Origin of the sequence: Kitasatospora sp. NPDC059973 (assembly GCF_042737525.1) — a bacterium.
Lineage (GTDB): Bacteria > Actinomycetota > Actinomycetes > Streptomycetales > Streptomycetaceae > Kitasatospora.
The window spans coordinates 1-18,488 of record NZ_JBHWUI010000162.1 but is presented as its reverse complement, the minus strand read 5'-3'; the positions used below and the strand labels follow the sequence as shown (position 1 = coordinate 18,488).

General features: G+C 73.6%; 16 protein-coding genes, 1 pseudogene and 1 riboswitch. Of the genes and pseudogenes, 8 read left to right on the top strand and 9 right to left on the bottom strand.

Annotated elements, in window-relative coordinates; all coding sequences use genetic code 11:
• Positions 1-187, bottom strand: a pseudogene (locus ACFWA9_RS31690) (hypothetical protein); the annotation flags it as partial.
• A 370-nt stretch (positions 188-557) separates the two neighbouring features.
• Positions 558-698, top strand: a riboswitch (cobalamin riboswitch).
• A 188-nt stretch (positions 699-886) separates the two neighbouring features.
• Between ACFWA9_RS31690 and ACFWA9_RS31685 the strand changes: the two are divergent.
• The 3 genes from ACFWA9_RS31685 (at position 887) to ACFWA9_RS31675 (ending at position 5,580) form a co-directional block, all read left to right on the top strand.
• Complete coding sequence (locus ACFWA9_RS31685) at positions 887-3,292, top strand: ribonucleoside-diphosphate reductase subunit alpha (RefSeq protein WP_352293134.1); 2,406 nt, start codon at positions 887-889, stop codon at positions 3,290-3,292.
• Positions 3,293-3,327: 35 nt separating this feature from the next.
• Positions 3,328-4,323, top strand: a complete 996-nt coding sequence (locus ACFWA9_RS31680; protein WP_329492241.1) for a ribonucleotide-diphosphate reductase subunit beta — start codon at positions 3,328-3,330, stop codon at positions 4,321-4,323.
• A gap of 195 nt (positions 4,324-4,518) precedes the next feature.
• Positions 4,519-5,580 carry a ferritin-like protein gene (locus ACFWA9_RS31675; RefSeq protein ID WP_380391663.1) on the top strand — a complete coding sequence of 354 codons (1,062 nt, stop codon included), beginning with the start codon at positions 4,519-4,521 and terminating at the stop codon, positions 5,578-5,580.
• Positions 5,581-5,630: 50 nt separating this feature from the next.
• On the opposite strand, the gene def is transcribed toward ACFWA9_RS31675, so the two are convergent.
• The 8 genes from def to ACFWA9_RS31635 all read right to left on the bottom strand — a co-directional run bounded on the left by def (position 5,631) and on the right by ACFWA9_RS31635 (position 13,497).
• On the bottom strand, positions 5,631-6,272 hold the full coding sequence (gene def / locus ACFWA9_RS31670; protein WP_352293088.1) for a peptide deformylase: 642 nt from the start codon (positions 6,270-6,272) through the stop codon (positions 5,631-5,633).
• 62 nt (positions 6,273-6,334) lie between these two features.
• Positions 6,335-7,324, bottom strand: a complete 990-nt coding sequence (locus ACFWA9_RS31665) for a hypothetical protein (RefSeq protein ID WP_329489532.1) — start codon at positions 7,322-7,324, stop codon at positions 6,335-6,337.
• Between the two features lie 247 nt (positions 7,325-7,571).
• On the bottom strand, positions 7,572-8,873 hold the full coding sequence (locus ACFWA9_RS31660; RefSeq protein ID WP_352293086.1) for an HD domain-containing protein: 1,302 nt from the start codon (positions 8,871-8,873) through the stop codon (positions 7,572-7,574).
• A complete protein-coding gene (locus tag ACFWA9_RS31655; RefSeq protein ID WP_352293084.1) occupies positions 8,870-10,315 on the bottom strand; it encodes an HD-GYP domain-containing protein in 1,446 nt (481 codons plus the stop codon). Before ACFWA9_RS31655 ends, ACFWA9_RS31660 begins: the two co-directional genes overlap by 4 nt.
• A gap of 294 nt (positions 10,316-10,609) precedes the next feature.
• Complete coding sequence (gene rsrA / locus ACFWA9_RS31650) at positions 10,610-11,014, bottom strand: mycothiol system anti-sigma-R factor (RefSeq protein ID WP_329489529.1); 405 nt, start codon at positions 11,012-11,014, stop codon at positions 10,610-10,612.
• Entirely contained in the window at positions 11,011-11,754 is a 744-nt protein-coding gene (locus tag ACFWA9_RS31645; RefSeq protein WP_380391665.1) for a sigma-70 family RNA polymerase sigma factor, read from the bottom strand. The genes rsrA and ACFWA9_RS31645 overlap by 4 nt, the downstream gene beginning before the upstream one ends.
• Positions 11,755-12,041: 287 nt before the next feature.
• Entirely contained in the window at positions 12,042-12,677 is a 636-nt protein-coding gene (locus tag ACFWA9_RS31640) for an alpha/beta family hydrolase (RefSeq protein WP_380391658.1), read from the bottom strand.
• A 67-nt stretch (positions 12,678-12,744) separates the two neighbouring features.
• Entirely contained in the window at positions 12,745-13,497 is a 753-nt protein-coding gene (locus ACFWA9_RS31635) for an SOS response-associated peptidase (RefSeq protein ID WP_329489526.1), read from the bottom strand.
• A 154-nt stretch (positions 13,498-13,651) separates the two neighbouring features.
• On the opposite strand from ACFWA9_RS31635, the gene ACFWA9_RS31630 reads away from it, so the two are divergent.
• The 5 genes from ACFWA9_RS31630 to hisN all read left to right on the top strand — a co-directional run bounded on the left by ACFWA9_RS31630 (position 13,652) and on the right by hisN (position 18,437).
• A complete protein-coding gene (locus ACFWA9_RS31630) occupies positions 13,652-14,368 on the top strand; it encodes a M50 family metallopeptidase (protein WP_352293079.1) in 717 nt (238 codons plus the stop codon).
• Positions 14,369-14,458: 90 nt separating this feature from the next.
• A complete protein-coding gene (gene aroA / locus ACFWA9_RS31625) occupies positions 14,459-15,790 on the top strand; it encodes a 3-phosphoshikimate 1-carboxyvinyltransferase (protein ID WP_352293076.1) in 1,332 nt (443 codons plus the stop codon).
• 16 nt (positions 15,791-15,806) lie between these two features.
• The gene (rsgA, locus tag ACFWA9_RS31620; protein WP_329489523.1) at positions 15,807-16,862 is read left to right on the top strand and encodes a ribosome small subunit-dependent GTPase A; all 1,056 of its coding nucleotides are present in this window, start codon (positions 15,807-15,809) and stop codon (positions 16,860-16,862) included.
• Positions 16,863-16,980: 118 nt separating this feature from the next.
• Entirely contained in the window at positions 16,981-17,304 is a 324-nt protein-coding gene (locus tag ACFWA9_RS31615) for a multidrug efflux SMR transporter (RefSeq protein WP_329489522.1), read from the top strand.
• A gap of 335 nt (positions 17,305-17,639) precedes the next feature.
• Complete coding sequence (gene hisN, locus ACFWA9_RS31610) at positions 17,640-18,437, top strand: histidinol-phosphatase (RefSeq protein WP_329489521.1); 798 nt, start codon at positions 17,640-17,642, stop codon at positions 18,435-18,437.
• Positions 18,438-18,488 lie beyond the last annotated feature (51 nt).

Here is an 18,488-nt window from a genome sequence, read left to right as displayed (position 1 = left end):
CCGGGGCCGGCGGCACCGGCTGCGGCGCGCCGGGGTACGGCGCGGGCGGCGGGCCCTGCGGCGGCTGTCCGGGCGTGCCCGGCTGCTGGTTCTGCGCGCCACCCGGCCCGGCGGGAGGGGGCGGCTGCTGCCCCGGCGAGCCGGGTCGGCCGCTCCACTCCCCGGGCGTGCCCGTTCCGTCGCTCATGCGCCCCCCTCACTGCCTTCGGCGGCCGCTCCGCGAATCACGTCGGTGTCGACGACCCGCTGGCTCCGCTCCCTCATGAGCCGAGATCGTAGGGCATGCCCCTGACGGCGGGCCTGCCCGGTGGCCGATCCGTTTCCGAATCCGAACACCGGCCGGGCCCCGGGCACTCCCGGCGACGCCCTGCGCCGCGGTCCGCGAAGGCCCTGGAACGACCCTGCGGCGGCCCCCGGCGCCGGCCCCCGCGGCGGGCGGCCGGGGGCCGGCCGCAGCCCCGGAACGGCCCCGGAACAGCCCGGGAAAGGCCTCTCGCCGGTACCACCTGCGATCACGTCGACACGCGACGCCGCACAACATGTGGGGTCGCATCGAGCGGACACCACTAGATGTATGCTCATCCCTGCTGTCGACGCAGGGGAACCCGGTGCGAGTCCGGGACTGCCCCGCAGCGGTGTGCGGGCGGCTCCGACAGAGCCCGCGAGTCCGAATACCTGCCGACGGCGTGCCGCCTGGCCTCCCCGCAGAGGCCTTTCGCACCAGCACCACTTCCGGGCCTCGCGGGCGGGCCGGGGATGCCACCGTCGCGCGCCGCCTCCGGGCCGGCGCGCCGTGCTCCCCTGCCCCGAACGGTCCGGCCCGAGCCACCGCCGACGCCGATCGCCGCCAGGAGAGAGCGCCTTGACCACCGCTGCCTCAGTCACCCTGCCCGCCCAGGGTTCCAGCTCCGCCCCCGTCGACCCGACGGTGTCCGACCCCGGTGGCGCACTGCTCCGGCTGCTGACCGACCGCAGCGCCGACCTCCCCCAGGTGGACCCCGGCCATGTCGCCGCCGCCGCGCTGCGCGGCCGCCACGCCGGCTCGGACTTCGCCGAGCTGCGCGGGCTGGCCGTGGACGCCGCAGCGTCGATGATCGCCGAGGACCCGCAGTACTCGAAGCTCGCCGCGCGACTGCTCGCGCTGGAGATCGTCGACGAGGCGGTGAGCCAGGGTTCGGTCACCTTCTCGGACTCGATCGCGGTCGGCCACGCCGAGGGCCTGATCGGCGACTCCACCGCCGACTTCGTCGCCAAGCACGCCACCGCCCTGAACGCGCTGATCGACCCCGAGGGCGACGGCCGCTTCGAGTACTTCGGCCTGCGCACCGTGCAGTCCCGGTACCTGCTGCGCCACCCGATCACCCGCAAGGTCGTCGAGACCCCGCAGCAGTTCCTGCTCCGCGTCGCCTGTGGTCTGGCGGTCGGCGACAACGAGCAGTCGGTGCGCGAGGTCTCCGAGCTGTACGGCCTGATGAGCCGGCTGGAGTACCTGACCTCCTCGCCGACGCTCTTCAACTCCGGCACCAAGCACCCGCAGATGTCGAGCTGCTACCTGCTGGACTCGCCGCTGGACAACCTGGACTCGATCTACTCCCGGTACGCCCAGATCGCCCGCCTCTCCAAGCACGCCGGCGGCATCGGCCTGTCCTACTCGCGGATCCGCTCGCGCGGCAGCCTGATCCGGGGCACCAACGGCAAGTCCAACGGCATCGTCCCGTTCCTGCGCACCCTCGACTCCTCGGTCGCCGCGGTCAACCAGGGCGGCCGCCGCAAGGGCGCGGCCTGCGTCTACCTGGAGACCTGGCACGCGGACATCGAGGAGTTCCTGGAGCTGCGCGACAACACCGGTGAGGAGGCGCGCCGCACCCACAACCTCAACCTGGCGCACTGGATCCCGGACGAGTTCATGCGCCGCGTCAACGCGAACGCCGACTGGTCGCTGTTCTCCCCCGCCGACGTGCCCGAGCTGGTCGACCTCTGGGGCGCCGAGTTCGACGAGGCGTACCTGAAGGCCGAGCAGGCCGGCAAGGCCGTCCGCACCATCCCGGCGCAGACCCTCTACTCCCGGATGATGCGCACCCTGGCGCAGACCGGCAACGGCTGGATGACCTTCAAGGACGCCTCCAACCGCGCCGCCAACCAGACCGCGCTGCCCGGCCGCACGGTGCACAGCTCCAACCTCTGCACCGAGATCCTGGAGGTCACGGACGACTCCGAGACCGCCGTCTGCAACCTCGGCTCGGTCAACCTCGGCGCCCACGTCGCCCCCGGTGCCACCGCCGCCGACCTGCTGAACGCGATGGACTGGGACCGTCTGGACGCCACCGTCCGCACCGCCGTCACCTTCCTCGACCGCGTGGTGGACATCAACTTCTACCCGACCCCCGAGGCCGGCGCGTCCAACTCGCGCTGGCGCCCGGTCGGCCTCGGCGTGATGGGCCTCCAGGACGTCTTCTTCCAGCTCCGCCTGGACTTCGACTCCGCCGAGGCGAAGGCCCTCTCCACCCTCATCGCCGAGCGCATCATGCTCACCGCGTACGAGCGTTCCGCCGACCTGGCCGAGCAGCTGGGCCGCCACGAGGCCTACGGCGAGACCCGCGCCGCCCGCGGCGAGCTGCACATCGACCACTTCGGTTCGGCCGCGCCGCACTGGGCCGGCCGCTGGGAGGCGCTGCGCGCCCGGATCGCCGAGACCGGTCTGCGCAACTCGCTGCTGCTCGCCATCGCCCCCACCGCCACGATCGCCTCGATCGCCGGTGTGTACGAGTGCATCGAGCCGCAGGTCTCCAACCTGTTCAAGCGCGAGACCCTCTCCGGCGAGTTCCTCCAGGTCAACCCGTACCTGGTGCGCGAGCTGAAGGAGCTCGGCGTCTGGGACCAGCAGACCCGGGACGCGCTGCGCGACGCCAACGGCTCCGTCCAGGACCTCAACTGGCTGCCCGCCGAGGTCCGTTCGCTGTACCGCACGGCCTGGGAGCTGCCCCAGCGCGCGCTGATCGACCTGGCCGCCGCCCGGATGCCGTACATCGACCAGAGCCAGTCGCTGAACCTCTTCATGGCGGCGCCCACCATCGGCAAGCTGAGCTCGATGTACGCGTACGCCTGGAAGGTCGGTCTGAAGACCACCTACTACCTGCGGTCGCGGCCCGCCACCCGGATCGCCCAGGCCGCCTCGGGCACCGCCCGCGCCGCCGCGCCGGTGCCGGTGGCGTCCCCGACCCTCAGCCCGGAGGAGGAGGCCGCGCTGGCCTGCTCCCTGGAGAACCCCGAGTCCTGCGAGGCCTGCCAGTGAGCACCACCCCCGAAGCCCGTCCCGACCGCGAGAAGATGCTGCTCGACCCCGGCTTCGAGCTGACCCTGCGGCCGATGCGGTACCCGTCGTTCTACGACCGCTACCGGGACGCGATCAAGAACACCTGGACCGTCGAGGAGGTGGACCTGCACTCCGACGTCGCCGACCTCGCCAAGCTGAGCGACGGCGAGCGGCACATGATCGGCCGGCTGGTCGCCTTCTTCGCCACCGGTGACTCGATCGTCTCCAACAACGTGGTGCTGAGCCTCTACAAGCACATCAACTCCCCCGAGGCCCGGCTCTACCTGTCCCGGCAGCTGTTCGAGGAGGCCGTGCACGTCCAGTTCTACCTGACGCTGCTCGACACCTACCTGCCCGACCCCGAGGACCGCAACGCGGCCTTCGCCGCGGTGGAGAACATCCCCTCCATCCACCAGAAGGCCCAGTTCTGCTTCAAATACATGAACGCGGTCGACCACATCGACTCGCTGCGGAGCAAGGACGACCGCCGCGCGTTCCTCCTCAACCTGATCTGCTTCGCGGCCTGCGTCGAGGGCCTGTTCTTCTACGGCGCCTTCGCGTACGTGTACTGGTTCCGCAGCCGCGGCCTGCTGCACGGCCTCGCCACCGGCACCAACTGGGTGTTCCGGGACGAGTCCATGCACATGGACTTCGCGATGTCGGTGGTGGACACCGTCCGCGAGGAGGAGCCCGACCTCTTCGACGAGAAGATGGCCCAGCAGGTCACCGAGATGCTGGAGGAGGCCGTCGAGGCCGAGCTCCAGTTCGCCCGTGACCTCTGCGGCGAGGGCCTGCCGGGCATGAACACCGAGTCCATGCGCGAGTACCTGCAGGCGGTGGCCGACCAGCGGCTCGCCCGCCTCGGCCTGCCGATCCGCTACGGCTCCACCAACCCCTTCGGGTTCATGGAGCTGCAGAACGTCCAGGAGCTGACCAACTTCTTCGAGCGCCGGGTCTCCGCGTACCAGGTCGCCGTCGAGGGCTCGGTCTCCTTCGACGACGACTTCTAGGCCCGCCCGGCCCGCCCGGCCCCGCTCCTCCGGGGGCCCGGCCAACAGCCGCCGCCCCGCCCGGTGTTCGCACCCGGCGGGGCGGCGTCGTTCGCTCGTCCGAATGAAACCGCCGGGCCCCACCGGAACGGCACGCATACGGACGGTGCCGTCCCCCGCTACGGTCCGGCCACAGCCGAACGAAAGGGGCCCACCGTGCCGACCGGAATCCTCGACTACCGGAGCGACGCCATCGTCCAGCTCATGAGCATGGCGGAGGAGGACTGGACGGAGCAGGAACTCAAGGACGCGCTCCAGCGGGCGATCATGCTGGAGCTGTCCACGATCCCGCCCTACGCCACCGCGCTCTGGTCGATCACCGACCCCGACAACTCCAAGCCGGTGCGCCACACCATCCGCGAGATCGTCTTCGACGAGATGTCGCACTTCGGCCTGGTCTGCAACATGCTCACCAGCATCGGCGGCACGGTCGTCCTCACCGACCCGCTCACCGTCCCGAAGTACCCGGGTGAGCTCCCCGGCGGCGTCAACCCCGGCCTGGAGGTCTACCTGAGCGGGCTGACCCGCGAGTCGGCGGGCCTGTTCTCCGACATCGAGAAGCCCGAGCACCCGCTCGCCTTCGCCGCCGACGGCAACACCATCGGCGCCTTCTACCAGCGGATCGCGAACGTCTTCCCCACCTTCGCCCACCTGCTCACCGGGCAGCGGCAGGTGAGCTTCCCGCTCGGGTCGAGCCACGGCGCCGGCAACGACATCGTCCCGATGAACACCATCGACGACGTGCTGGCCGCCATCCACGTCATCCAGTCGCAGGGCGAGGGCACGGACGCCTCCCCGGAGAACCCCTTCCCCGGCGCCCCGGGCGAACTCGCCCACTACTACGCCTTCAAGGAGATCGCCGAAGGCCGCAAGCTCGTCCTCGACGAGGGGACGAAGAAGTACGGGTTCACCGGCCCGGAGGTCCCGCTGCCGGACACCTCCCCGGTCGCCCGGGTCCCCCTGGGCGGCTGGGCCAACAGCCCCGGCAACGAGCCCGACCAGCCCACCGCCACCCTCCTGGCGACCTTCAACCAGCACTACAGCGACATGCTGTACGCCCTCGAAGGCGCCTGGGGCGACGCCGGCCCCGACTCGATCGGCCCGGCGATCGGGCAGATGGGCCAGATGCGCCGGACCGCCCAGCAGATCAACGGCGTCAAGCTGCCCGCCGCCCCCCGCTTCACCTACGGCCCGGAGTGGCTGTTCGTGCCGCGGTAGGCACCCGTGCGGAAGGGCCGGTGCGCGTGCACCGGCCCTTCCGTGACACGTCAGCCGTTCGACACCGTCGCGTACCGCGGCGTGCCCTCGGCCATCTGCCGCAGCGCGTCCTTGCGGTCCCGCTTCGACAGCTTGTCGATGTAGAGGAACCCGTACAGGTGGTCGGTCTCGTGCTGCAGGCAGCGGGCGAAGAAGCCGGTGCCCTCGACCCGGATCGGGTTGCCGTCCTTGTCCTGGCCGGTCACCGCGGCGTAGTCCGGCCGCGGCAGCTCGGCGTACGCGGTCGGCACCGACAGGCAGCCCTCGTTGCCGTCGTCCAGCACCCGCTTGCTGCCGGCCGGCAGCTCCTCCAGGACGGGGTTGATGACGTGGCCGATGTGGCGCACACCCTCGTCGTCCGGGCAGTCGTAGACGAACACCTTGAGGTCCACGCCGATCTGGTTGGCCGCCAGGCCCACGCCCTCGGCCGCGTACATCGACTGGAACATGTCGTCGATCAGCCCCGACAGCTCGCCGTCGAAGGCCGTGACGGTCTTGACCTCCCGGTGCAGCACCGGGTTGCCGTAGACGGTGATCGGACGCGCGGTGCCCTTCGAGAGGTCCGGCTCCTCGCCGACCACCTTCACCGGCTGGGCCTCACCCTGCGCGGGCTCGTGGTCGTGGTCGTGCTGGTGGTCGTGCTGCTCCGCCATCGCTGTGTGTCTTCCGCTTCCCTGGATCGTCTGGCCGTACCGACCAAGGGTAAGCGGACCGCTCAGCAGACCTCTTCGAGATCCCGGTACGCGCGGGTACCGGGGGCCGCCGCCACCCAGCGGTCCAGCAGCGTACGCACCAGCAGCGCCGGAGCCGCGATCCCGCACTCCCGCTCCACCAGCCAGGACATCCCGCCGGCGCCCTGGCTCAGATGGCTCAGGTGCCCCGGGTGGGCCGCGTCCCCGTCGTCGTGCGGGTCGTGGTGCGCGGTGTGCCCGTCGTCGGAGGCCATCCGGCTCTCCGAACACGCCCGGCAGAGCAGCCGCACCGACGACGTCCAGTCCTCCGCCGCGTACCCCGCGTCCGCGACCAGCCGCTCCAGGGCGTCCCGGTCCGCCGCGGTGGCGGCCTGCAGCAGCACCACGTAGGTCGGCACCGGGGAGGGCGCCCACAGCTCGATCTCGTCGAACACCGGGTACGCCACCCCGTCGGTCACCCGCTCGCCGTGCGGGGCGCCGTCGTGCAGCACCACCTCGCCCCAGCGGCGGCCCGACGAGGGCAGCGGGATGGACAGCACCTCGATGCGCGCGGGATCCAGCCGGCGCCCCCAGACCACCTCGGACTCGCCGTCCGGCGACAGCCGCACCGGCGTCGTCCCCAGGTCCAGGCTGACCGGGCCGTCCGGGTGGGCCCCGGCCCCGCCCGGCAGCCGCAGCCCGTACGCCTGCCAGGCCCGCCGCGCCAGCGGCCAGTCCTGCAGCGCCGTCGCCGTGATCCCCAGGTTCCACCAGTCGGGGGCGCCCTGCTCGCGGTCCAGCAGCGCCACCGCCCGCAGCCCGGCCGCCCGCGCCTGCTCCCAGTCCCGCCGGAACTTGTGCAGCAGCGCGAGGTTGAACCAGGAGTCCGACAGCCACGGCTCCAGATCGGCCGCCATCACCAGCAGGGCGCCCGCGTCCTCGTAGCGGCCGTCGCCGATCAGCGTGAAAGCCCGATCGGTCGTCTGCCGCCAGGTGGCGGACGGCCGGTGCCGTGCCCGGTGGAAGATCCTCACGTTCGTCCCTGCCGTCGTCGTCCGCTCAAGTCCCGTGTCCGCGCCCGCTGCCACGGGCCCGGTGCCCCGGGTCGGTGTTCCACGCTACGACCGCATCCAACCACGCCCGCCGTCGCCCGCGCTCCCCGCAGCCGGGGTTCCGGCCGCTCCCGGCCCCACCCCTACCCAGCCTGCCCGCCCCGACGCCCCGCCTCAACCCCAACCCCTGAACAGCGCCCGCCGCCCCCACCCGCCGCGCGCCCCTCCCCTACCCCCGCACCCTCACCAGCGCGTCCACGACCCGTCCGTCGTAGATCCGGCCCCGCCCCAGCCGCAGCACCTCCAGCACCTCCAGCCGCCCCACCACCTCCTCCACCCCGCGCCCGCGCGCCGCCGTCAGCAGGTCGTCGTGCGCGTTCGCCACCCGGATGATCCGGGCCGCCAGCGGCACCGCCCGCTCGTCCGGGTCGGGCCGCCCGGGCCAGGGATCGGCCAGCCGGGCGACCTGCTCGGCGACCTGCCGCGGCACCCCCGTCCGCCGGATCACCTCGCTGCCCAGCCGGGCGATCCGCTGCTGCTCCTCCTCCGGGAGCAGCGCCGTCGCCCCGTCCGGCACCGGCTCGACCAGCGACAGCTGCCCGATGTCGTGCATCAGCGCCGCGTACTCCAGCAGGGCGAGCTCGCGGGTGCTCAGCCCCAGCTCGCGGCCGACCGCGCACGCCGTGTCGGCGACCCGGCGGGCGTGGCCGTACGGGGTGTAGCCGGCCACCTCGGTGGCCTTGGCCAGGCTGGCGATGGTCTGCCCGGTGGTGGCCCGGACGGCGGCGGCCCGCCGGAACGACACCTGCGCCAGCAGCAGGGGCGCGCAGAACAGCGGCAGCGCCCAGAGCCCGACCTCGCCCGCCGCCAGGCTGACCAGCATCCCGGTGGCGGCGATCGCCGAGCCGATCCCGAACAGCGACCGCAGCTCGTCCTCCAGCGCCGCCGGGAACCGCAGCCCGCTCCGGGCCCGCCGCAGCACCGCCGCCAGGGTGGCGTCGCAGAGCGCGGCCAGCGCCGCCACCACCGTGAGGAACACCCCGTAGGCGGGGCCGTCCGCCGAGAACCGGTCGACCACTCCGCTGTTGTAGAGCGGCTGGAAGATCGCGGCCGCGAACCCGGCCCCGAGCAGCCGCCGGGCGGCGCCGTCGAGCCGGGCCCGGTCCCGCCACGGCGCCCGCCGCGGCCGCCGGGCCCCGCGGGGCAGCGCCACCGCCGGGAGCAGCGCCAGCAGCAGCCCCGCGCCGGTCACCGCGACCGCCTGGAGCACGCCGTGCGCGGTGGGCAGCCCGCGCAGCGGCCCCAGCAGGGCGTACGCCAGCGCACCGGCGGCACCGATCGGTGCCTGCTCGCGATCGCCCGGAAGAGTGATCCGGACGCACTCGCCGAGCGCGATCAGCACGGTGAACGCCAGCGCCACCCCGGGCTCGGCCATCCCGCGCACCGCCACCGCGCCGAACGAGAACGCCAGCAGCACGACGGCCGCGGCGTGCACCGCGGCCACCCCGCCGGCCGGCGGGCGGGCGCTCACGACGGTCCGGCCGTCGGCACGGTGCCGCCCTGGGCGGGCACCCGGCCCGGGCCCGGCCGCACCGGTTCGGGCACGCCCAGCGGGATGTCGGGCACCGCCCGGATGCAGTCGTCGTCGGGGGGCAGCACGGGCTGCCAGTCGTGCACGGCGAGCGCGTCGACCAGCGCCCGCACCATCACCGGGTCGAACTGGCTGCCCGAGCAGCGCTCCAGCTCGGCCACCGCCTCGGTGACCGGCCGGCCGCGCCGGTAGGACCGGGTGGAGGTCATCGAGTCGAAGGCGTCGGCGACCGAGATGATCCGGGCGAACTCGGGGATCTGCTCGCCCGCCAGCCCGCTCGGGTAGCCCCGGCCGTCCATCCGCTCGTGGTGGTGCAGGATCCCGGCGTGCGCCTCGCCGAGGAAGACGATCCCGCGCACCAGCTCGTAGCCGTGCACCGGGTGCACCTCGACGGCCCGCCGCTCGGCCTCGTCGAGGGGCCCGTTCCTGCGCAGCAGCTCGGTGGCCACGCCGAGCTTGCCGACGTCGTGCAGGATGCCCGCGAACCGCAGGGTACGCAGCCGCTCGGCCTCCATGCCCAGCTGACCGGCGATCAGCACCGCGGCCTTGCCGACGCGTTCGCTGTGCCCCCGGGTGTAGGAGTCCTTGATCTCCACGGCCTGCACCAGCGCCTGGACGGTGGCCTGGTGGGCGTCCCGCTCGCGGTGGCCCTGGGCGAACACCCAGGCCGAGATGGAGAGCGGCAGCAGGGCCAGCAGCGCCGCGAAGGCCCCGTACGGGCCCTGCCAGAGCACCGCGACCATCAGCCCGCCGGCCGCGTGCACCAGCACCGGCAGCCCGAACGCGGCGACCGGGCCGAGCAGCAGGACGCTCGCCCGCCGGCCCTCGGCCAGCACCAGCATGCCGCCCACCAGCACCCCGTTGGCCAGGCAGAACGCGGCCAGCGCGGCGGCCCCGGGGAGCAGCGCGGCCGGGAAGCGGGAGCCGAGCAGCAGCTGCGGTCCGGCGAGCAGGTGGAAGACCGCCGAGGCGGCGAAGGCGGAGAGGGCGAGCTGGGCGCCGTTCCACACCTGGCGCCGGCGGCAGTCCGGCTCGGTGTCGCCGAACAGCGCGATCGGCACCGCGACCAGGGCCGCGGCGGCCGGTGCGAGCATCAGCACCCCGGCGAACAGCACCGGGAAGAAGGCGTTGGCCAGGGGCCGGGCCGGTGGCCGGGAGGGCAGCGGCGGCCGGCCCAGCAGGGCCCGGAGCAGCCGTCGGCAGGGGGTGGGCTGGCCCTGCGCCAGCGATTCCCAGCAGCCGTGCAGAAAGGCCAGCAGGCCGACCTTGGGCCAGTCCACCGGAGCGCCGAGCCAGCGTGGCACGGCGGCCGGGACGGGCCCCGGCAGCAGGGGCAGCAGGCAGCAGAGCGCCGCCACCGGGACGGCCACGAGGTAGCACACCGCGCCCGTCGGCAGGTCCGTTCCTCCACTGTCGGTAGCGATCTCGACCTCCCCGCCGTCCTGGCCCGCTCCGCGCTCAGCGCACCGGGCTACCGGCGGTGAGCGTCCGTCAGGAGGATAGGCCGCCGTTCCGGCGTCGGGGCGCATGATCGCGGAATGCCGCAGTTGGCGCACCACCAACTCACTCGAAGGAGTGAGGGCGCCCGCAAGCAGAGACGGAGCGACCCCCGGAGCGCATGCTCCGGGGGTCGCCTGGTCCTCGGGTGGACGGCCCGCCGTGGGACGGCGGCGCGCTCACTCCGCCGGAGCGCCCGCCTCGACCGGCGTGCCGGGCCTGGCCGCCGCCTCGGCGGAGGCCTTCGCGGGCGGCCGGCCCTGCTCGCTGTCGCCGTGCGCCTCGGCCGCGGCGTCCACGGCGACCACCACCGCCTCGCCGGAGCGCTGCCCGGCCCGGATCGAGTCGATCCTGGCCAGCACCTTGCCCCGCAGGTCGGCCGGGGTGTCGTCGCAGCCGCAGCACCGCTTGATCAGTGCCTTGATGGCCTGCTCCAGGCCGTACTTCTCCAGGCACGGTGAGCACTCCTCGAAGTGCACCCGCAACTTGTCGTAGTCGCCCTCGGCCATCTCGTTGTCGAGGAATTCGTAGAGGTGGTCGAGGACCTCGCCACACTCGGTGTCGTGCGGATCGCCGCAGCTCATGAGCCCGAGCCCTTCGCTTCCTGCCCTGCCCCGCTGCCGGCCGGGACCAGCCCGCGCTCACGGGCGTAGTCCTCCAGCATGCCGCGCAGCTGACGGCGGCCGCGGTGCAGCCGGGACATCACCGTACCGATGGGAGTACCCATGATGTCCGCGATCTCCTTGTACGCAAAGCCCTCGACGTCCGCGAGGTAGACGGCGATGCGGAACTCCTCCGGGATGGCCTGGAGGGCGTCCTTCACATCGCTGTCCGGGAGGTGGTCGAGCGCCTGGGTCTCGGCCGAGCGCAGACCCGTCGACATGTGCGACTCGGCCCGGGCCAGCTGCCAGTCCTCGATCTCCTCGGCGGCGGTCCGCTGGGGCTCCCGCTGCTTCTTGCGGTACGAGTTGATGAACGTGTTGGTGAGGATGCGGTACAGCCAGGCCTTGAGGTTGGTGCCCTCGCGGAACTGGTGGAACGACGCGTACGCCTTCGCGAACGCCTCCTGGAGGAGGTCCTCCGCATCGGCCGGATTGCGGGTCATCCGCAGCGCGGCGGAGTACATCGGATCCAGGTAGCCCAGGGCGTCGCGCTCGAAGCGCTCCCGCCGGGCCGCCTCGCTCTCCGCCGCGGACACCCGGAAGGTGTCCTCACCGATCGCCTCGGCCAGCTCCTCACCGGTGAGCGCCTCGCCCGCGGGCAGGCTCTCCTCCGGGCCCCGGCCCGGCTCGGCCTCGTGCTCGGTCCCGACGACCGGACCCACCTCCTCGGCATGGCCGCCCACAGCGGGCCGCCCCGAAATGGAGGATATCGGGCTGACGGGCTTCTCGCCCGCGGCAATCCACTCCGACCAGGAGGGGGTGAAGGCCGCGGCGGCCTCGCGCTCCTCCGGCCGCTCGGGGCACGCGATCGAACCCATCTGTGCTGCCTTCCGTCCGGGACTCAAGCTGACGAGGGTGTCAACCATGCCGAGGGCGCCCGCATTCCCGGCCCCCGGCAGGTTTTCACCCGCCCGGGTGAGCGGTTCGCGACCGTGCGTTCCCGGGCGGCTCAGAGCAGCCCGAGCACCCAGTCGCCGACCGCCCCGGTGATCAGCTCCAGCACCTCGTCCTGCCCGGTGGGCGCCCGCTTCGGCACCTCGAAGCCGTGGCTGCCGTAGGGCACCGGCACCATCCGGTGCCCGGCCGGCAGCGCGGGGAACTCGGCCGGCCCGCCGAACGGATCCGCCACGCTCTGCACCACCAGCGTCGGCAGCCCCGACTCCAGAAGTTCCCCGGCCCGGCTCTTCTCCGGCTTGCCCGGCGGGTGCAGCGGGAACGCCAGCGCCACCACCCCGGCCGCGCCGGTGGCGGCGCCCGTCCGGCAGGCCACCCGGGCCCCGGCGCTGCGCCCGCCGACGACCAGCGGCACCCCCTGCCCGGCGAGGCGCTCGGCGACCGGCGTCCACCCGGTGTCCAGCGTCCTGGGCGCCGGCCCCAGCCGCTTCCCTGCCACCCGCCAGGGCTGCTCGACCAGTGCCACCGTGATCCCGCGCGGCGGCAGCGCCGCGGCCAGCGCCACCAGGTCGCGCGCGCCGATCCCGCCGCCGGCGCCGTGGCCGAGCGCCAGCAGCGCCTTCGGCGCGGCCGCCGGGTGGTAACTGATCCGGGCGTCCCCGGCGGGGGTGGAGACGAGTTCCTGCGTCACGGCGTGGACTCCAGTGCTCGGAGAGCGGTGCCGACGGGGCGCGCCGGCGGGAAGCGGGGCTCAGAAGTCAGAAGAGGGTGGTCTCGTGCTCGGCCTCGACCCACGGCCGGGTCAGCTCGGGACCGTTGTTGCGGATGCTGCCGACCGCCGGCGAGACCGGCGTGGCCAGCAGCGCGCCGGGCGGCGGCGGGACCAGCAGCGGGCGTATCGCGTCCGGGTCCACCAGCCCCGGGTCCAGCCAGTCGTCGTAGGACTCCCGGTCAAGGAAGAGCGGCATCCGCTCGTGGATCGGGGCCAGCAGCTCCTCCGCCTCGGTGGTGACGACGGTGAAGGTCACCAGCCAGGCCTCCGGGTGGTCCGCGGGCACCGCCCGGTTGCGCCAGAACTCGTACAGCCCGGCCAGCGCCAGCGGGCCGCCGTCGGCCCGGGAGACGAAGAACGGCTTCTTCCGGGGCTTGCCGCGCTCGCCCGGCAGGGTCTGCCACTCGTAGTAGCCGTCGACCGGCAGGATGCACCGCCGGGAGGCGAGGGCCTGCCGGTACGAGGGCTTCTCGTGCACCGTGTCCGAGCGGGCGTTGATCATCTTCACCGCGGTCTCGGGCGACTTCGCCCACTGCGGCACCAGGCCCCAGCGGAGCACCCGCAACTGCCGGACCGGGGCCGGCTCCCCCCTGCGCTGCCGTTCCAGCACCACGAAGGCGCGCTCGGTCGGCGCGACGTTCCAACTGGGTGCCAGCGTCTCGACCGGGTCCCACTGCTGGACGCCGAAGAGCTCGACGAGGTCCTCGGGCCGGAGGCTGGAGGCGAAGCGACCGCACATGCCGTCAGCTTGCCACGACCGCCGCTCTCAGCACTTCCTCATCCCGAAGTGCGAACCGCGGCCTCCCGCCCGGCCGTCCCCGCATGGGAGGCTGCCACCCGGGCCGGCCGACCGCGGCCGCCCCGGACCGGGCCGGACGAGAACGGGAGCGGGCATGGACGCACAGAGCATCGGCGAGGTGTGGGACCGCGTCACCGGCACCCAGCCCGCCCCGCCGGGCTGGCTCACCCTGGCCACCGGCGCCGCCGCCCTGCTCCTGGTGGCGGCCCGCCCGCTCTGGCGGTTCGCCCGCAACGCGATCACCATCGCCCACGAGGGCGGACACGGCCTGGCCGCCCTGGCCACCCGCCGCAAGCTCGCGGGCATCCGGCTGCACTCGGACACCTCCGGCCTCACCCTCTCCTACGGCCGTCCCACCGGGCCGGGCATGGTGCTCACCGCCGCCGCCGGCTACTGCGCCCCCGCCCTGCTCGGCCTCGGCTGCGCCGCCCTGCTCGCGGCCGACCGGATCACCCTGCTGCTCTGGCTCGCGATAGCCCTGCTGCTGGCCCTGCTGGTCCGGATCCGCAACGCCTTCGGCTTCCTCACCGTGCTGCTCGCCGGCGCCGCCTTCTTCCTGGTCTCCTGGTTCGGCAGCACCGACGTCCAGGCCGGCTTCGCCTGCCTCGGCAGCTGGTTCCTGCTGCTCGGCGCCGTCCGCCCGGTCCTGGAGCTGCAGCACCAGCGCCGGCGCGGCCAGGGCGGGGACTCCGACGCCGACCAGCTCGCCCGGCTCACCGGCGTTCCCGGGCTCGCCTGGGTGTTCCTCTTCCTGGTCACCGCGCTGGCCTGCCTGGGTCTCGGCGCGAGCTGGCTGCTGTCCCCGCTGTGAGCCGCGGGGCCGACGGTGCCCCGCCGACCGGCCCGTCCCGCCATCCGGCCGCGGAGCGGACAGTTCCCGTACGGCCCCTAAACTTGCCCCATGACCGAGACCCTGTGGCCCGCCCCCGTCGCGACCACCCCCGTTGACGCCACCGTCACCATCCCCGGCTCCAAGTCGGTCACCAACCGGGCTCTGGTGCTGGCCGCCCTCTCCACCGAACCCGGCTGGGTGCGGCGCCCGCTGCGCAGCCGCGACTCCCAGCTGATGGCCGACGGCCTGCGGGCGCTCGGGGTCGGCATCGAGGAGCAGGTCAACAATGACTCCGGCGGCCTCGGCGGCGGGGAGGCCTGGCGGGTCATCCCGGCCCCCGCACTGCGCGGCCCGGCCTCCGTGGACGTCGGCAACGCCGGCACGGTCATGCGCTTCCTCCCCCCGCTCGCCGTCCTCGCCGACGGCCCGGTGCACTTCGACGGCGACCCGCGCAGCTACGAGCGCCCCCAGCACGGCGTGATCAACGCCCTGCGCGCGCTCGGCGCCCGGATCGACGACGGCGGCCGCGGCGCCTTCCCGCTCACCGTGCACGGCACCGGCGCGCTGGACGGCGGCGTGGTGGAGCTGGACGCCTCCTCCTCCTCGCAGTTCGTCTCCGCCCTGCTGCTCTCCGGCGCCCGGTACAACCAGGGCGTCGAGGTCCGCCACGTCGGCGGGCCGGTCCCCTCGCTGCCGCACATCCGGATGACGGTCGAGATGCTGCGGCTGGCCGGCGCCCAGGTGGACGCCCCGGAGGACGGCGGCGAGAAGGACGTCTGGCGGGTCACCCCCGGCGCCCTGCTCGGCCGCGACATGGTGGTCGAGCCGGACCTCTCCAACGCGGCGCCGTTCTTCGCCGCCGCCCTGGTCACCGGCGGCCGGGTGACCGTCCGCGACTGGCCGAAGCACACCACCCAGCCCGGCGACCAGCTGCGCGACATCTACACCCGGATGGGCGGTGTCTGCGAGTTCACCGACGAGGGCCTGCAGTTCACCGGCACCGGCCGGATCCACGGCATCGAGGCGGACCTGCACGACGTCGGCGAGCTCACCCCGGTGATCGCCGCCGTCGCCGCGCTCGCCGACTCCGAGTCCCACCTGTACGGCATCGCGCACCTGCGGATGCACGAGACGGACCGGCTGGCCGCGCTGGCCAAGGAGATCAACGACCTCGGCGGTGACGTCACCGAGACCGAGGACGGCCTGCGGATCCGCCCGCGCGCGCTGCGCGGCGGCGTGTTCCACACCTACGAGGACCACCGCCTGGCCACCGCGGCCGCGGTGATCGGGCTGGCCGTCGAGGGGGTCCAGGTGGAGAACGTGGCCACCACCGCCAAGACCTTGCCGGACTTCCCGAGGATGTGGGACGAGTTGCTCGGCGGAGCAGTGGTGGGCGGCTGAGCGGGAGACTGGGCACATGCGCCGCTACGGCAAGGACGCCGACGAGGACGACATCCGCAACCGCCCCGCCCGCCGGGGCTCCCGGCCGCGGACCCGGATCCGGCCCAAGCACGACGACGCGGCCGAGGCGATGGTGCTCACCGTCGACCGCGGCCGGCTGACCTGCCTGCTGGACGTCGGAACGAAGCAGGAGCGCGAGATCGTCGCCATGAAGGCCCGTGAGCTGGGCCGCAAGGGCGTCGTCGTCGGCGACATCGTCAACATCGTCGGCGACCTCTCGGGGGACGCCGACACCCTGGCCCGGATCGTCCGGGTCGAGGAGCGCACCTCGGTGCTGCGCCGGACCGCGGACGACGACGACCCGTTCGAGCGGATCGTCGTCGCCAACGCCCAGCAGCTGGCCATCGTCACCGCGCTGGCCGACCCGGAGCCCCGGCCCCGGCTGATCGACCGCTGCCTGGTGGCCGCGTACGACGCCGGCATGGAGCCGCTGCTGGTGCTCACCAAGTCCGACCTGGCCCCGGCCGAGCCGCTGCTGGAGTCCTACGCCCCGCTCGGCATCAACTACGTGGTGACCCGGCGGGACGAGCTGGCCACCGAGGGCGCCGAGGCCGTCCGAGCGCACCTGCGCGGCCGCTCGACGGTGTTCATCGGCCACTCCGGCGTCGGCAAGACCACCCTGGTCAACGCCCTGGTACCGCTCCACCAGCGGACCACCGGGGTGGTCAACGCGGTGACCGGTCGCGGCCGGCACACCACCGTGTCGGCGCTGGCGCTGCGGCTGCCGCCGCCCCCGGGCGCCAAGCCGGGCTCGAAGAAGGCGCTCGACCCGGGCTGGGTGATCGACACCCCGGGGTTCCGCTCCTTCGGCCTCTCGCACATCGACCCGTCCCGGGTCATCCACGCCTTCCCCGACCTGGAGCCCGGCACCGTCGACTGCCCGCGCGCGTGCAGCCACGACGAACCGGACTGCGCGCTGGACGCCTGGGTCGCGGACGGCCACGCGGAGCAGGCCCGGCTGTACTCGTTGCGCCGTCTGCTGGCGAGCAAGGAGACCCGCGAGGGCGACTGACGGCGCGGCCCCGGCCGTTTTCGCCGCGTTCGAGGTGTCGGAGCGGGCCAGCCTGGTGATCATAGGAAAGTCGGGCCGGATCACGGCCCGGCCCGTCGATCGACAGGGAGAGCACGCGATGGCATGGGCCCTGGTGATCCTGGCCGGCCTCCTGGAGACCGGCTTCGCGATCAACCTCAAGCTCAGCGAAGGCTTCACCAAGCTCTGGCCCACCATCAGCTTCTGCGTCTTCGCCCTCAGCAGCTTCGGCCTGCTCACCCTCTCCCTGAAGAGCCTGCCGGTCGGTCCGGCGTACGCGGTCTGGACCGGCATCGGCGCGGCCGGCACCGCGATCTACGGCATGCTCTTCCTGGACGAGACCACCTCGGTGCTCAAGCTGGTCTCGATCTCCCTGGTCATCGCCGGCGTGATCGGCCTCCAACTCAGCGGCACGGCGCACTGAGCTTTCGCCCACTCGCCTCCGGGGCAGTATCTTCGCCCGCTCGCCTCCGGGGCGCTCGATCCGGTGCCGACGGTCGGCGCTCCAACGCCCCTCGTTCCTCGGGGCGTCCTCGCTTCTCCCTTTCGGCACCGGCGCGCCCCTTCGGCTCGGGGCGGGATCGGTGGGGGCGGGGGCTACCGAAGGCCGGCGCCGGTGGGCCACCCGGCTCGGGTGGCGGGGGCTCCGGGATGTCGGCACCGGTGGGCCCCTTCGGCTCGGGGCGGGGCCGGGGCTGCTGCCGTCCGCTCCGCGAGCCCGACTGGGCCGATCCGGGTGGGCTCGCTAGGGTTTCGACCATGGCCGATTACCACGACGATCTCCGACTCGCCCACGTCCTCGCCGACTCGGCCGACTCGGTCACCCTGGAGCGCTTCCGCGCCCTCGACCTGAAGGTCGAGACCAAGCCCGACCTCACCCCGGTCAGCGACGCCGACAAGGCCGCCGAGGAGCTGGTGCGCAGCGTGCTCCAGCGCGCCCGCCCGCGCGACGCGGTGCTCGGCGAGGAGTTCGGCCTGCAGGGCACCGGGCCCCGCCGCTGGGTGATCGACCCGATCGACGGCACCAAGAACTACATCCGCGGCGTGCCGGTCTGGGCCACCCTGATCGCGCTGCTGGAGGACGGCCCGGACGGCGTGGAGCGCCCGGTGGTCGGCATCGTCTCCGCCCCCGCGCTGAACCGCCGCTGGTGGGCGGCCAAGGACCTCGGTGCCTTCGCCGGCCGCAGCCTGACCAAGGCCGCCCGGATCCACGTCTCCGGCGTCTCCCGTCTGGAGGACGCCTCGTTCTCCTACTCCTCGCTCTCCGGCTGGGAGGAGCGCGGCCGGCTCGACCCCTTCCTGGACCTCACCCGGGCCTGCTGGCGCACCCGCGCCTACGGGGACTTCTGGTCCTACATGATGGTCGCCGAGGGCGCGGTCGACATCGCCGCCGAACCCGAGCTGTCGCTGTGGGACATGGCCGCGAACGCCGTCATCGTCGAGGAGGCCGGCGGCCGGTTCACCGGTCTGGACGGCGTGCCCGGCCCGGGCGGTGCCGACGCCGTGGCCAGCAACGGCCTGCTGCACGCGGAGGCCCTGCGCCGCCTGAGCGTCTGACCCGGAACGCGCATGGGTGCGGGCCCGGCGACCGGTCATCCGGTCGCCGGG

Coding starts and splice junctions, on each gene's coding strand:
- rsrA (WP_329489529.1), bottom strand. CDS start 11,014: ATGAGCTGCGGCGATCCGCACGACACCGAGTGTGGCGAGGTCCTCGAC.
- rsgA (WP_329489523.1), top strand. CDS start 15,807: ATGCGCCGCTACGGCAAGGACGCCGACGAGGACGACATCCGCAACCGC.
- ACFWA9_RS31680 (WP_329492241.1), top strand. CDS start 3,328: ATGCTGCTCGACCCCGGCTTCGAGCTGACCCTGCGGCCGATGCGGTAC.
- ACFWA9_RS31615 (WP_329489522.1), top strand. CDS start 16,981: ATGGCATGGGCCCTGGTGATCCTGGCCGGCCTCCTGGAGACCGGCTTC.
- ACFWA9_RS31630 (WP_352293079.1), top strand. CDS start 13,652: ATGGACGCACAGAGCATCGGCGAGGTGTGGGACCGCGTCACCGGCACC.
- aroA (WP_352293076.1), top strand. CDS start 14,459: ATGACCGAGACCCTGTGGCCCGCCCCCGTCGCGACCACCCCCGTTGAC.
- hisN (WP_329489521.1), top strand. CDS start 17,640: ATGGCCGATTACCACGACGATCTCCGACTCGCCCACGTCCTCGCCGAC.
- ACFWA9_RS31635 (WP_329489526.1), bottom strand. CDS start 13,497: ATGTGCGGTCGCTTCGCCTCCAGCCTCCGGCCCGAGGACCTCGTCGAG.
- def (WP_352293088.1), bottom strand. CDS start 6,272: ATGGCGGAGCAGCACGACCACCAGCACGACCACGACCACGAGCCCGCG.